Here is a 13007-nt window from a genome sequence, read left to right as displayed (position 1 = left end):
GCGCGATATGGCCATCATCAATGCGCGGGTGCGCGCCGAGCTTGGGCCACTGCCACCTGGCGGATTGCCGGTGGAACCCAAGCGCAAACCCGCGCCACTGCCGTACCCGCCAGCCGCCGCATCTGTGCTCCATTCCCCCGAGGATGCACGATCTGCAGCTCCTGCGCGATATGGCCATCATCAATGCGCGGGTGCGCGCCGAGCTTGGGCCACTGCCACCTGGCGGATTGCCGGTGGAACCCAAGCGCAAACCCGCGCCACTGCCGTACCCNGCTACCGGTCACCTCAATCCGCATCCGGTCAAACGCTACGAAGTGATTGCCACCTCGCATGCGCCGGGGCCATGGGATACGTTTGAGGGGGCCTACATCGGATATGACGTCATCAACCCGAAATGCGTGCCGATGATCCCGCTCGTTGGCCAACGACACATGCCCAATACCGGGCTCGATGTTCCCATGACACAGGTGGACGATCACACGTGGAAGGGATATTTCTACCGCGACGCCTTGTTGGACGAGGATTACTTCAAGCTTGGCATGTGCCACTGGGATGTCACCAGCGTTAGTGCCAGTGCCATAGCAAAAGGCGTTAGGTTTGCTTGGAGTGGTGCGTTTGAAGAACTCCTGCGTGATAGCCCTGAGACAACTTATTTCAAGAAGAACGCGTATGGAGATCGGTCTTTCGCTCACTATGGCGCACCTGACTACTCTCCTCTTCGTCCTGAATACAAACAGAACCCGAGTGAGTTCTTTCCCGTCACCATTGCTATCAAGGAAGTTAAGCCATGAACACTGCCGATCAAGTACGCGCTGACGCAGCCAATGACTCGTATTTCAATCGATCAAAAGTCGATATTGAGAAACATAAAAAAGTTCTTCTCAATGGACACTGGCACCAATTCTTTGGTTACGCAAACGACCCGATTACCGGATTCCACGCGACTGCATATCAAAATATCGCGACTGGTAACATCATCATCGCCTACCGTGGCACCGACCCGGCTTTATTTACCGGAGAGACCAAGGCGGAAAAAGCGCAGCATGCGCTCACCACTCTCCAGGACATCGCCGTCGATGCCACGATGGTGCGCGACGCCGTCAATCCGCAAAAAGCCGCTGCCGATGCGTTCACCGCGCAGATGCTCGCCAAAGCAGCCAAGCAGGGCATTCCCAAAGACCACGTGACCGTCACTGGCCACTCTCTCGGGGGCAAAAGCCGCTGCCGATGCGTTCACCGCGCAGATGCTCGCCAAAGCAGCCAAGCAGGGCATTCCCAAAGACCACGTGACCGTCACTGGCCACTCTCTCGGGGGCGCGCTGGCGCAGATCGAAGCGGCGGAATTCGGCCTGGCCGGCTCCACCTACAACGCTTACGGCGCGGTGAGCCTGCGTCATCACGTGCCGGAGGGCGGCACGGCGGTGACCAATTACGTCCTGGCAGGTGATCCGGTGAGTGCGGCCAGTCGGCATTACGGCACGGTGGACGTGCCGGAGGGCGGCACGGCGGTGACCAATTACGTCCTGGCAGGTGATCCGGTGAGTGCGGCCAGTCGGCATTACGGCACGGTGGTGACTTTGGCGACTCCAGAGAATGTGCAAGCGCTCAAAGACGCGCACTACCTCGACGTCAGCCACGGCGCATCGTCACCCAATCCGCTGCGGGCGATGCGCATGGGCGATCACAGCGGTACACACTTCACTGGCCCGCAGAGCGTGCTGTCCCCGGAGAGGCTGGCGCAGCTCGCGTGCTGTCCCCGGAGAGGCTGGCGCAGCTCCAAACAAGCCAACTACGCGCACAACAAGGCCGCCTTTGACCATGTTCGCCAGGACATACATCAGGACCGCGAGCTACTGAACATGGCCCTGAATCCTGGCGCGACTGCCGCCATGGCGGCGAAGGCGGAAGCACTGGCGCTGCAGAGGCGTGCCGAACATGCCTACGCGGCCAGTGGTCCCACTGTCGAACGCGTCATCACATGGCCCTGAATCCTGGCGCGACTGCCGCCATGGCGGCGAAGGCGGAAGCACTGGCGCTGCAGAGGCGTGCCGAACATGCCTACGCGGCCAGTGGTCCCACTGTCGAACGCGTCATCAATGCTGCGGCCGAACATGCTGCCGGCCAAGCTTACGAGACCGTCACCCATCCAGGGCAGTGGTTCGGTCAGAGCGCGCCAGCCGCATCCACGCCACATCCTGTCGTGGACAGGCAACAGGCGCAGCAACACCAAGCGCCGCATTTGGTGCGGTCTCCCACGCATGTACATGCACCGCCTCCACAGCACAGCACTGCTGCCCGAACATGCTGCCGGCCAAGCTTACGAGACCGTCACCCATCCAGGGCAGTGGTTCGGTCAGAGCGCGCCAGCCGCATCCACGCCACATCCTGTCGTGGACAGGCAACAGGCGCAGCAACACCAAGCGCCGCATTTGGTGCGGTCTCCCACGCATGTACATGCACCGCCTCCACAGCACAGCACTGCTGCCCATGTGAAAAACCGGCCAGCGTGGACATGCAGGAACAGGCGCGGATCGCGCAATTGCAGCAGCAGGAACAGCAAGCGCAGGCAGCGCGCGAGCAGCAACACCAGATCACGCAGCAACACGCGCAGTTGCACCGCCAAGCCATGGATGCACAGCAACACGAACGCGAACACGACCAGCGCCACAGCCAAGACACCCGTTCGCATCAACACGAACAGCGTCAGGCCGCCGAGCCGATGCTGCACACCCCGCCAGTGGCGAAACCGGCCAGCGTGGACATGCAGGAACAGGCGCGGATCGCGCAATTGCAGCAGCAGGAACAGCAAGCGCAGGCAGCGCGCGAGCAGCAACACCAGATCACGCAGCAACACGCGCAGTTGCACCGCCAAGCCATGGATGCACAGCAACACGAACGCGAACACGACCAGCGCCACAGCCAAGACACCCGTTCGCATCAACACGAACAGCGTCAGGCCGCCGAGCCGATGCTGCACACCCCGCCAGTGGCGCACACACACCACAGCTCCCGCTGATGACGGCACATCCCCTGGAGCCTGGCGACCGCAGCGTCGCCGTGCAGTCCTTGCAACAACACTTGCAGGCCATCGGTGCCACCGACCACGATGGCAAGGCCATCCGGGACGACAAGCACTACGGTCCACGCACCCAACAGGCGGTGGAGAACTTCCAGCGTTGGGCTGGCCGTGAGCCGACCGGTATCGCCGACCCAGGCACGCTCGAAGCGCTGCAGACGCATGCGCAGTTCGCCGCGCGGCAGAAGACACAGGACCTTGCCACCGACCACAGCTCCCGCTGATGACGGCACATCCCCTGGAGCCTGGCGACCGCAGCGTCGCCGTGCAGTCCTTGCAACAACACTTGCAGGCCATCGGTGCCACCGACCACGATGGCAAGGCCATCCGGGACGACAAGCACTACGGTCCACGCACCCAACAGGCGGTGGAGAACTTCCAGCGTTGGGCTGGCCGTGAGCCGACCGGTATCGCCGACCCAGGCACGCTCGAAGCGCTGCAGACGCATGCGCAGTTCGCCGCGCGGCAGAAGACACAGGACCTTGCCACCGACCGTCCGCCATTTGGCAGACCAAGCTAGGCCTGCGCCTTCCCATTCGACCGATGTCTGCCTGCGCCTTCCCATTCGACCGATGTCTTCGCCGAGCGCCCGAACCCGCCTCGCCCCGACCTCGCCACTGCGCAGCAGCAGGCAGCACCCAAAGCGCTGGAACCCTACAGCAGCCCCAATTCCCCCCCCGCTGCACGCGCTCTACGCACAGACCAAGGCCACCCTGGAGGAAAAGGGCATTCCGATGTCCGAGGAACGCCTGCATCAGGTCGTCGGCAAGATGGCGATCTACGATATGACACCAGCAGGGAAAAACGATTTCGTGGTCAAGGGCGATATTTTCGAGGGCTGCGATATCGATGTCTGCTATAAGCACTTCACGCTGGACCTGCGCGAGCCAGCCCCATCGGTGCAGTCCACGCTGCAGCAGGTGCAGAACCAGCAGCAGGTACAGGAAGCAGACAGAGTTGACGGCCATGCGGCAGCAGCCAAAATACGAGCATTCGTATGGCCGATAGCCAGACCGATGGCATGAGCGCCACCGCACGCGATACACGCGGACGCCGCCTCGTTCGATAAACCAAAGACGGCCCAATTGCAGGTGCGGGAACAGGCACGGATCGTGCAATTGCAGCAGGAACAGCACGCGCAGGCAACGCACGAGCAATATGCTGTCGCCTGGCTGGCACGGGAAACGTCCCATGCACCACCAGAGCCGCCAAGCCACGTCACTGCTCCCGTGGCGATCACTGCCGAGGATCTGCGGCCTCCCAAACGTCGCTCCTGGCTATTTACCTATTCGCCGGCAATGAACTCCTAAAAAACACCCAAGGCAGCGTTGCGTAAGGCCAATCGGCTGCAAGTGGTAGCATGGACCGTTTCCGCACCACGCGTCATCCATGGTCAGCCTATTCCGCCGCAACAAGCCCCAGGACAACGCTGGCGAAAGCCGCGCGCCACGTTACAGCATCGAGGAATTGGCTGCGGCCTTCCCGAAGTCCGCTGGCGCGGCGCCTGCCGCCGACGCCGAACCGACGGCGCCCACACACAGCGCGACGGAACCGTCTGCGCCGATGTCGAACACAGCCATCGCTCCTCCACCTGCCGAACCACTGCCGACATCGGCTCCACCAGCACACACCGACGCCCCCCCACCAGTTGCCGCGCCGCCCCACTCCATCTCCACGCCGACCCCTCCTGCAGCAACCACCGCAGTGGCAGCCGACGATGGCCTGGTGCGCAGCGATGCCTTACCCGCCGCGCCGGCGGGCAAACCCGGCTGGCGCGAGCGCCTGCGCAACAGCAGCTTCGCGCGCAGCGTGGGCGGCTTGTTCTCGCGCAATCCCAAACTCGACGATGATCTGCTCGATGCAATCGAGACCGCGCTGATCACCGCCGATGTCGGCATTCCCGCCACCACCGCGTTGATCGAGCAGTTGCGCAAGCGCATGAAAGCACGCGAGTTCGCCGACGCCGCAGCACTGCAGCGCGCACTGCGCGAGGATCTGCTGGCGATCCTGCGCCCCGTGGCCAGGCCATTGCAGATCGACGCCAACGCCAAACCCTTCGTGCTGCTGACCGTCGGCGTCAATGGCGTCGGCAAGACCACCACCATCGGTAAATTGGCCAAGCGCTTCAAGGACGAAGGTCATAGCCTGATGCTCGCCGCCGGCGATACCTTCCGCGCCGCGGCGGTGGCGCAGTTGCAAATCTGGGGCGAGCGCAACGGCGTGAGTGTCATCGCACAGGGCCAAAACGCCGACGCCGCTTCGGTGGCGTTCGACGCACTGCAAGCCGGCAAGGCGCGCGGCACCGATGTGCTGATCGCCGATACCGCTGGTCGTCTGCACACCCAGACCGGCTTGATGAACGAACTGGGCAAGATCCGTCGCGTCCTCGGCAAGCTGGATGCGAACGCACCACACGAAGTGCTGATGGTCATCGACGGCACCACCGGGCAGAACGCGCTGTCGCAGTTGCGCCAGTTCCATGCCGCGGTCGGCGTGACCGGGCTGGTGGTGACCAAGCTCGACGGCACGGCCAAAGGTGGCGTGGTGTTCGCGCTGGCGCGCGAGTTCGGCATCCCGATCCGCTTCGCCGGCATCGGCGAACGCCCCGAGGATTTGCGCGTGTTCGATGCCGAGGCATTCGTCGACGCATTGCTGCCCGAGGCGCTCGGCGGCTGACCCGACGGTTGGCCGCCGTTGTACTGCGCAGCGCACCACTGCAGAGAACCACTCGTGCAACAAGCACACTTTGCCATGCAGCTACCGTTGCAATCCCGTCATGCTGCGCCTAGTGCCTCATACACACTGGCTAGCAGCCTGTGCCGATGAGAACCAAGAGCACTCCCGCACCGATGCGCCAGCCCGCAGACCACTTTGCCGCCCATTTGCTCGCCTGGTTCGACCGCCATGGGCGCCACGACCTGCCGTGGCAGCATCCACGCAGCCCCTACCGGGTGTGGCTATCGGAAATCATGCTGCAGCAGACCCAGGTGGCGGTGGTGATCCCGTATTTCCTGCGCTTCCTGACGCACTTCCCCACGTTGTCCGCACTGGCCGCCGCCGACAACGACGCGGTGATGGCGCAATGGGCGGGGCTGGGCTACTACGCACGTGCGCGCAATCTGCATGCGGCGGCCAAGCAATGCGTGGCGTTGCACGACGGCGAGCTGCCGCGCGATTTCCAAGCGCTGAACGCGCTGCCGGGAATCGGACGCAGCACCGCCGGCGCGATTCTCAGCCAGGCCTGGAACGACCGCTTTCCGATCCTCGACGGCAACGTCAAACGCGTACTGACGCGCTACCACGGCATCGCCGGCTATCCGGGCCTGCCTGCGGTGGAAAAGCCTCTGTGGGCGATGGCGCAGGCCCATGTCGGTGCAGTTCCCGACGGCCGCATGGCCGATTACACCCAGGCGCAGATGGATTTCGGCGCCACCCTGTGTACCCGCGCCAATCCGGCCTGCGTGTTGTGCCCACTGCAGGAGGACTGCGTGGCGCGCCGCGACGGCCTGGTCGATGCACTCCCCACGCCCAAGCCCGGCAAGACCCTGCCAGAACGCGAGGCGGTAGCCCTGCTGCTGGAGAACGCCGCCGGCGATCTGCTCCTGCAGCGGAGGCCGCCAACCGGCATCTGGGCCGGGCTATGGACACTGCCGCAGGCCGAGACCGAAAGCACATTGCGCGACTGGTTCACCCGCCATGCCAGCGGCAGCGCCTTCGACGCGGCCGAGCCACTACCGCCCATCGTTCACACCTTCAGCCATTATCGCCTGCATCTGCAGCCGCTACGCCTGCGCAAGGTCGCCCTGCGCGATGCGCTGCGCGACAATGACGACCTGCGCTGGGTCGCGCGTGCCGCACTATCGGCGCTCGGCCTGCCGGCACCGATCCGCAAACTGCTCGATGGTCTTTAGCCGGTGTGATGTACCCCACGCACCAGCGCCACGACGCACTCTCAGGAACCGCTATGTCCCGTACCGTCTTCTGCCACTACCAACAACGCGACACCGAGGGCCTCGACTACGTGCCCTACCCCGGCGAACTGGGCAAGCGCGTGTTCGCGCAGATCGGCAAGGCCGGCTGGCAGGCATGGCTGGCGCACCAGACCATGCTGATCAACGAGAATCGGCTATCGCCGCGCGACCCCAAGCATCGCGCTTTTCTGGAGGCGGAGTTGGATAAATTCCTGTTCCAGGGCGGTGCCGCCAAGCCCGAAGGCTATGTCGCGCCCGAACAGGAATGCTGAGCGCCACACCGAGGCAGGGCCGACGCCCCCCCCCCCTTGTCGCCATCGCAACCGCGTGCCTACCTGCATGGCCCTGCCTGCGGACGCGGCATAAGACTGCTGCCGATGGCGCGCAACGGATCATGCCCCGTCACGATGAACCCGACAGCGCACCATGCGCCGTCATTCCGCTGTCAGCAACGCACACCAAGCAAGGGCGTGCCGTTGTCTTAACCGGCGTCAGACAGAATCAAATACCGCGCACCAAACGAAAACCCACGCGGGCGCTGGTGCTGTCCGAATCCTGCATCGAGCGCCACGCGGCACGGGTCTGCTCCGGGGCGCTGGCCCAATTGCCGCCGCGTACCACCCGCGAGCGGCAACCGGGGTTGTACCAGGCCGCGCCATCGGCGGGCGCGCGTCGGTAGCTGGCATGCCAGCAATCGGCGACCCACTCGCTGACGTTACCCGCCATGTCGTGCAACCCCCACACATTGGCGGCAAAACTGCCAACCGGCGCCGGCCCCCAAAGTCCATCGGTGTAACCAACAAAGGCGTTGTTCCAATGTCGGCCACTGGCCGAGAGATCGCCACTGCCGGTGAAATTACCGCTATCGCGCGGCGGCGTGGCGGCGTTGCCCCAGGGATAACGACCTTGGCTACCGGCGCGCAAGGCATATTCGAACTCGGCCTCGCTCGGCAACCGATAGTGGCGTCCGGTCTGCTGCGACAACCAGGCCGCGTAGGCCTCGGCATCGCGCACGCTGACGTGGATCACCGGGCTGTTCGGTGCCGCGCGCGCCCCCTTGTAGTCCGATTGCCAGTCCACGCCACTGCGACGCACAAAGTTGCCGCTGCGTTCGTCGTACACCGTAGAGTGGCCACGCCGGGTCGCGCGTGGTCGCACCTGCGTGGCCTGGACAAAGCGGCGAAACTCGGCCACCGTGACCTCCGTGATCGCCATGGCGAACCCACGCTCGAAGCGCACGTAGTGCTGCGGCATCTCGCTCGGTGCGGCATTCGGCTCGCTCTCGCCGGCGCCCATGCGGAAGCCACCGTGCGGCACCACAATCATCTGCGGGCCGCGCGTGCCATCGCGCATGGCGTCGGCGAATACCTGACCAGGGCGAAAGCTGCCGTAATGCGCCACCAGATCGATATGCTCGCGCAGCATGGCGGCAACCGGATCGCCAGGATCGGCGATACGCAACATTTCCTCGAGCCGCGCACGCGCAGCTTTCAAGCCGGCCGGCGTGACCAGATCGCGCAGACCGGCGTCGCATAACGCCGCAATCCGCGCGATACGCATCTGTTCCACTCGCTCGCGCGCATCGTGCACAGTGACGGCGTCATCGCGCACGCGCCCAGCGTGCGCCAGCCAAATGTCGGCAGCGGCAAAATCCGATGCCATGGCGGCCACCTCGGCACGCCGGATCAACGCGCTTTCCACCGCCGCCACGCCTTGCCGCGCACGCGCGTCATCGGCATCCAGTTCCTGGGCCTCGCGGAAATTGGCCAGCGCCCCGCCGCTGCCGTCCTCGCCGAGCCGACCAGCGCGCAGGTCGTCCTCACCTGCACGGTTGTAGGCCAACACCCGCGATGCGGTCTCGAACCGCTGCTGCAGACGCCACAGCGCCGGATCCTCCGCATCCAGCCAGCGCGCCACCATCGCGATGCGGTCAACGCGTTCCAGCACCGCATCCGAACGTTCCGGGTCGCGCAGCGCGTCCTCGCCGAGTTGCAACAGCCGCCGTCGCGCCTTGCGCAGGCCGTCGCGTGCGACGCGATCCTTCGGCGCTAGCGTGCGGATAGCCAGATACAGTGGAATCGCCGCCTGCGCATCCTCGAATAGATGGTCCTCGGCCAACGCACGCGCGGCATCGCGCCGCGCCTGGGCCAGGCCGCTGCGTGCGAGCGTCGGCAGCGGCGGCTGCCATTGCATCACGATCTGCGCGGCGTCTTCGCCACCGACGGTGACACTGGGCGCACGCACCGCTCTGGCCGGTGCCGCCGCAGCCGGCATCGGCGTGGACGTCTGCCGTGCACAGCCTCCAAGCATCCCCACCAGCAGAATCCAGACCATCACCGCGCCGTTCGTGCGCACCTTATCCTCCGAACAGATTGATCTCGTGACACGCGCGCCCTGCGCGCGTGCGACCGACGAGACGACGTTAGGCTATTCTCGCCTGCCTGAGCAAACCCTGCATTCAATCGGAAATCACGTGCCTTATTGGATCAAGCACCCCAACGAGCTGGCTGAGCGCTTGGCGCAACGACCAACCAGGATCGGACTGGATACCGAATTCGTCCGCGAACGTACCTACTGGCCGCAACTGGCGCTGGTGCAAATGGCGGTAGCCGAGGAGATCCTGTTGATCGATCCGCTGATCCCCGACATGCCGCAGGCGCTAGCGCCATGGCTGAGCGATCCAGGCATCCTCAAGATCATGCACAGCGCCAGCGAGGATCTGGTGACGTTCAAGTGCGCCTGCGGCACGTTGCCGCGGCCGCTGTTCGACACCCAGATCGCGGCCGGCTTGGCCGGCATCGGCGCTGGCATGGGCTACCAGAAGCTGGTTCTGGAGATCACCGGCATTCACCTGACCAAAGGCGAGACGCGCTCGGACTGGCTGCGCCGCCCGCTCTCGCCCGCACAACTGGACTATGCCGCCGACGACGTGCGCCATTTATTCGCGCTGCACGACAGCTTGCACGCACGGCTGCAGGTGCTGGATCGCAGTGTTTGGTTACAGGAAGACGGCGAGCGCCTGCTCGGTACAGTGGAGCAGGAGAACGCAGAACGCTGGCCACACCTGAGCATGCGCGCAGCGCAGTTCATGGAACGTCCCGCGCAACTGCGCCTGCTACGCCTGCTGCGCTGGCGCGATGCACAGGCCCGGCATAGCGATAAGCCACGCAGCTGGATCCTGGACAACGAACTGGCCGCCACGCTGGCACGCTCTCCACCGGACGATCGCCACGGCCTGCAAGCGCTATTGGACAAACATCCCCAAGCACCACGCAAGCTGGGCGATGCGGTATGGCAGGCGCTGACCACGCCATTGCCGGACGAGACGGACGCGCCACTGGCGCAGGCCTCCAGCGACAGCCACAAGGCAACATTGAAGCGACTCCAGGATGCGGTCGCCGCACGCAGCGCCGAGCTCGGCCTGCCCGACGGCCTGCTCGCCTCGCGCAAACATCTGGAAGCGCTGCTGGAAAGCGCGCAATGGCCGCTGCCGCTGGCCGGCTGGCGCCGGCGCGAACTGGAACCACGGCTGCAACCACTGCTGAACGGCGTGCGCTAGCCGCAGCGACTCGACCGGCACACCCGGTCGAGCCCGCGGAAAATCAAGAATCCTGCATAAAAGGCCAGCCCCTGGCCTTTACGGCCGGATCAATATTTGAACAGCGGAAACTTCAACTCCGGGTGGCGCGCCTTCCACTCGTTATAAGCGGCGGTACCTTCCCATGCGGCAAACGACTTGGGCGTGCGACCACGGCCAGACCAGGTTTCGCCGGTATGCGGCAACTGATACTTCGGCTTGACATCGCTACGACCACTGGCAGCCTTGGCGGCCTTGGGCGCTGGGCTGGTGACATAAGAAGCGATCTCGTTGCGCTGTTTGGCGGTGAAAAACTCGGCAAACTGCTCCAGCAGGGACAACACGTTGGCGTGCGCCGCATTGGTCTGACCCTCGCGCGCCTGCTTCTCCTGCTCTTCTAACTTGCGCATTTCTTCTTGCAGCTTGGCCTTGGCTTCGGCGATCTGTTGCAAGTTGCGAACTTCCGTCATTGAAAAGACCTATTTCTGTCGTGAATGTTTGGAATGGACGGAATAATAGCGTCCGGAAAGGCGAAATCACGCTTGGAGATTTCGGTGCGGCAGTATATCGGTATCGACCGATAAAATGTATGGCGTTCTGGCGAATAAACAACACCAGCGACGCAGATGTCGTTGCAGCGCGATGCAGCACAGCACCTGGGTCGCCCTACTCCCATTGCAGACGAGGCAGCGCCCCCTTGGCATGCGGCCTTGGCTCCAGCTAAACTATGGCTCTACGTGGGGCGGTAGCTCAGCTGGGAGAGCGTCGCGTTCGCAATGCGAAGGTCGAGGGTTCGATCCCCTTCCGCTCCACCATATTCCCGTCCTAGACGGTACGACCAAGGCTGGAAAGTCCTGACATTACAGGGTTTCCGGCCTTTTTCGTATTCAGTGCAATACAAGCCTGGACCAGCCAACTCTGGCGAAGGCCATCGCGCATGTCCCGGCTCGCCAATGTCGCGACAAGAGAACACAGGCGCGATACTGTCATCTCCTGTCCATGCCGCTCAGCAGTTTCGCTATGACCAAAGGCCCCCTCCGTCTTGATGTCGGCGTCAGCTACGCCCTGCCGCGTGCGGGGCTGCCAGCGGCGGTCAGCTTCCGCAAGTGGGTCGCGGTGGCGCTGAAAGGACGCATCCGCGAAGCCGATCTGGCGATCCGCTTGGTCGACCAACGCGAAGGCCGCGCACTGAATCAGCACTACCGTGGCAAGGACTACGCCACCAATGTACTCAGCTTCCCGGCCGAACTGCCCGACGGGCTACCCAAGGGAATCCGGCTGCCGCTGCTTGGCGATCTGGTGATTTGCGCGCCGGTGGTGGCGCGCGAGGCCGCCGAACAGGGCAAACCACTCAATGCCCACTACGCGCATCTGACGGTGCATGGGGTGCTGCACCTGCTCGGCTGGGATCACGAGGACGACAAGGAGGCCGAGGCGATGGAACAACTGGAACGCGAGATTCTGGCCGAACTTGGCCTGTCCGATCCCTACGCCGGCGAGCGTTGATCCGAGCATCCACTGCATTGCGGCAAGACCATCGCGCTCATCGCGCCTGTTGGAGGGCTGCAAGTGCGAGCTGGCGTCGCATTCGCCAACACCAGCAACCATCGCTGGCGCGCTGGTCAGCCAGCGGCACGGATGGTAGCGTGGAGCGGCACTGTCACTACCTGTTCGCCGCCCGGGGCTCCCAATGCCGACCCGTTCCTCGTTACTTCTGCTCGCGCTCAGTTGTGCAGTGCCGGCTACCGCCGCCAACACCACCTCCACCGCTGCAATCGACCTGCCGGCGCTGCTGGAATGCCACAAGCACGTCACCGATTTCGATGCGTTGAAGCCCCTGCTGAGCGATCCACTGAAAGCCGTGGCACATGGATGGCGGCCATTGCCGCAGACCAACCTCTTCATGAGCGAATACGCACTGGCTCGGCCAATCCACGTGTACGGTTACAGCACCGACCGGATTGCCTTTTCCGGCGCCAGCGTGATGGCGATCCTGGACCTGCCCGATCCGCGAGCGCTGGCCAAGCAACTGAAACTGGAAGCGGCGGTGGATACACCGGAGAAGGCCATGTTCGGCCGCGAAGTGCTCAGTCGCGATGTGCACGACCCCAAGACCGGCGAGCCGATGATCGAGTCGATCATCCTCAGCGTCTCCACGGTGAAGTCGCATCCGGGCAAGACCCTGGCCGGGTGCAGCTACAGCCTGGATTTGCCAGAGGTGCCGGGCGCGCCGCCAGCGCCGGACGTGCTGCATACGCAGCCCAGCGGGGGCTGAGCCCGGATCGGCGGGCACCGCGTGCCTGCAATGCGTGTCGTAATGCGCTCGCGATGGCCCTGCTAGACTTACGCCTAACGCCCGTTCGATCAGGCGAATACCCTCAGA

Annotated in this window: 14 protein-coding genes, 1 tRNA gene and 1 pseudogene; 12 read left to right on the top strand and 4 right to left on the bottom strand. The window is 64.2% G+C overall.

What is annotated here, in order from left to right:
* Positions 1 to 143: 143 nt before the first annotated feature.
* The gene (locus XANALMUS060_RS11310) at positions 144 to 791 is read left to right on the top strand and encodes a hypothetical protein (protein WP_235430455.1); all 648 of its coding nucleotides are present in this window, start codon (positions 144 to 146) and stop codon (positions 789 to 791) included.
* Between the two features lie 215 nt (positions 792 to 1006).
* Here the strand turns inward: XANALMUS060_RS11310 and XANALMUS060_RS20560 are convergent, their stop codons facing one another.
* Positions 1007 to 1264, bottom strand: coding sequence for a hypothetical protein (locus tag XANALMUS060_RS20560; protein WP_161795409.1), 258 nt, complete (start codon positions 1262 to 1264; stop codon positions 1007 to 1009).
* Positions 1265 to 1286: 22 nt separating this feature from the next.
* Here XANALMUS060_RS20560 and XANALMUS060_RS22030 point away from each other — a divergent pair.
* Positions 1287 to 1484: pseudogene (locus tag XANALMUS060_RS22030) on the top strand (hypothetical protein); the annotation flags it as partial.
* Positions 1485 to 2353: 869 nt separating this feature from the next.
* Here the strand turns inward: XANALMUS060_RS22030 and XANALMUS060_RS18615 are convergent.
* On the bottom strand, positions 2354 to 3001 hold the full coding sequence (locus XANALMUS060_RS18615; protein ID WP_161795408.1) for a hypothetical protein: 648 nt from the start codon (positions 2999 to 3001) through the stop codon (positions 2354 to 2356).
* 14 nt (positions 3002 to 3015) lie between these two features.
* Between XANALMUS060_RS18615 and XANALMUS060_RS11285 the strand changes: the two genes are divergently transcribed.
* From XANALMUS060_RS11285 to XANALMUS060_RS11255, 6 genes are all read left to right on the top strand, one after another.
* The gene (locus XANALMUS060_RS11285) at positions 3016 to 3300 is read left to right on the top strand and encodes a peptidoglycan-binding domain-containing protein (RefSeq protein WP_052688147.1); all 285 of its coding nucleotides are present in this window, start codon (positions 3016 to 3018) and stop codon (positions 3298 to 3300) included.
* A complete protein-coding gene (locus tag XANALMUS060_RS11280; protein ID WP_045738488.1) occupies positions 3300 to 3596 on the top strand; it encodes a peptidoglycan-binding domain-containing protein in 297 nt (98 codons plus the stop codon). Before XANALMUS060_RS11285 ends, XANALMUS060_RS11280 begins: the two co-directional genes overlap by 1 nt.
* Positions 3597 to 3810: 214 nt before the next feature.
* Positions 3811 to 4101 (top strand): hypothetical protein, encoded by a 291-nt coding sequence (locus tag XANALMUS060_RS11275; RefSeq protein ID WP_045738487.1) that lies wholly within the window; start codon positions 3811 to 3813, stop codon positions 4099 to 4101.
* A 364-nt stretch (positions 4102 to 4465) separates the two neighbouring features.
* Positions 4466 to 5752 (top strand): signal recognition particle-docking protein FtsY, encoded by a 1287-nt coding sequence (gene ftsY / locus XANALMUS060_RS11265; RefSeq protein WP_045738485.1) that lies wholly within the window; start codon positions 4466 to 4468, stop codon positions 5750 to 5752.
* Between the two features lie 173 nt (positions 5753 to 5925).
* Entirely contained in the window at positions 5926 to 6987 is a 1062-nt protein-coding gene (mutY, locus tag XANALMUS060_RS11260) for an A/G-specific adenine glycosylase (protein ID WP_045738484.1), read from the top strand.
* A 53-nt stretch (positions 6988 to 7040) separates the two neighbouring features.
* Entirely contained in the window at positions 7041 to 7319 is a 279-nt protein-coding gene (locus XANALMUS060_RS11255; RefSeq protein ID WP_045738483.1) for an oxidative damage protection protein, read from the top strand.
* Positions 7320 to 7548: 229 nt separating this feature from the next.
* On the opposite strand, the gene XANALMUS060_RS11250 is transcribed toward XANALMUS060_RS11255, so the two are convergent.
* The gene (locus XANALMUS060_RS11250) at positions 7549 to 9321 is read right to left on the bottom strand and encodes a formylglycine-generating enzyme family protein (RefSeq protein ID WP_082065087.1); all 1773 of its coding nucleotides are present in this window, start codon (positions 9319 to 9321) and stop codon (positions 7549 to 7551) included.
* Between the two features lie 199 nt (positions 9322 to 9520).
* Between XANALMUS060_RS11250 and rnd the strand changes: the two genes are divergently transcribed.
* Complete coding sequence (gene rnd, locus XANALMUS060_RS11245) at positions 9521 to 10606, top strand: ribonuclease D (RefSeq protein ID WP_045738521.1); 1086 nt, start codon at positions 9521 to 9523, stop codon at positions 10604 to 10606.
* Between the two features lie 89 nt (positions 10607 to 10695).
* Here the strand turns inward: rnd and XANALMUS060_RS11240 are convergent, their stop codons facing one another.
* Entirely contained in the window at positions 10696 to 11094 is a 399-nt protein-coding gene (locus XANALMUS060_RS11240; protein ID WP_045738481.1) for an H-NS family nucleoid-associated regulatory protein, read from the bottom strand.
* Between the two features lie 269 nt (positions 11095 to 11363).
* On the opposite strand from XANALMUS060_RS11240, the gene XANALMUS060_RS11235 reads away from it, so the two are divergent.
* From XANALMUS060_RS11235 to XANALMUS060_RS11225, 3 genes are all read left to right on the top strand, one after another.
* Positions 11364 to 11439 (top strand) — tRNA-Ala (locus XANALMUS060_RS11235).
* A gap of 205 nt (positions 11440 to 11644) precedes the next feature.
* Positions 11645 to 12130 carry an rRNA maturation RNase YbeY gene (ybeY, locus tag XANALMUS060_RS11230; RefSeq protein ID WP_045738480.1) on the top strand — a complete coding sequence of 162 codons (486 nt, stop codon included), beginning with the start codon at positions 11645 to 11647 and terminating at the stop codon, positions 12128 to 12130.
* A gap of 184 nt (positions 12131 to 12314) precedes the next feature.
* On the top strand, positions 12315 to 12899 hold the full coding sequence (locus tag XANALMUS060_RS11225; protein WP_052688146.1) for a hypothetical protein: 585 nt from the start codon (positions 12315 to 12317) through the stop codon (positions 12897 to 12899).
* Positions 12900 to 13007: the final 108 nt, after the last annotated feature.

It is taken from the genome of Xanthomonas sp. MUS 060 (genome assembly GCF_000963215.1).
Taxonomy (GTDB): Bacteria; Pseudomonadota; Gammaproteobacteria; order Xanthomonadales; family Xanthomonadaceae; genus Xanthomonas_A.
This window is presented reverse-complemented; position numbering and strand designations above follow the sequence as displayed.

What these genes read in the sequence shown, in the direction of transcription:
- XANALMUS060_RS11250 (WP_082065087.1), bottom strand. Translation starts at nt 9,321, where the DNA reads ATGCCGGCTGCGGCGGCACCGGCCAGAGCGGTGCGTGCGCCCAGTGTC.
- XANALMUS060_RS11285 (WP_052688147.1), top strand. Translation starts at nt 3,016, where the DNA reads ATGACGGCACATCCCCTGGAGCCTGGCGACCGCAGCGTCGCCGTGCAG.
- XANALMUS060_RS11255 (WP_045738483.1), top strand. Translation starts at nt 7,041, where the DNA reads ATGTCCCGTACCGTCTTCTGCCACTACCAACAACGCGACACCGAGGGC.
- XANALMUS060_RS11240 (WP_045738481.1), bottom strand. Translation starts at nt 11,094, where the DNA reads ATGACGGAAGTTCGCAACTTGCAACAGATCGCCGAAGCCAAGGCCAAG.
- XANALMUS060_RS11225 (WP_052688146.1), top strand. Translation starts at nt 12,315, where the DNA reads ATGCCGACCCGTTCCTCGTTACTTCTGCTCGCGCTCAGTTGTGCAGTG.
- ybeY (WP_045738480.1), top strand. Translation starts at nt 11,645, where the DNA reads ATGACCAAAGGCCCCCTCCGTCTTGATGTCGGCGTCAGCTACGCCCTG.
- mutY (WP_045738484.1), top strand. Translation starts at nt 5,926, where the DNA reads ATGCGCCAGCCCGCAGACCACTTTGCCGCCCATTTGCTCGCCTGGTTC.
- XANALMUS060_RS11275 (WP_045738487.1), top strand. Translation starts at nt 3,811, where the DNA reads ATGTCCGAGGAACGCCTGCATCAGGTCGTCGGCAAGATGGCGATCTAC.
- ftsY (WP_045738485.1), top strand. Translation starts at nt 4,466, where the DNA reads ATGGTCAGCCTATTCCGCCGCAACAAGCCCCAGGACAACGCTGGCGAA.
- XANALMUS060_RS11280 (WP_045738488.1), top strand. Translation starts at nt 3,300, where the DNA reads ATGACGGCACATCCCCTGGAGCCTGGCGACCGCAGCGTCGCCGTGCAG.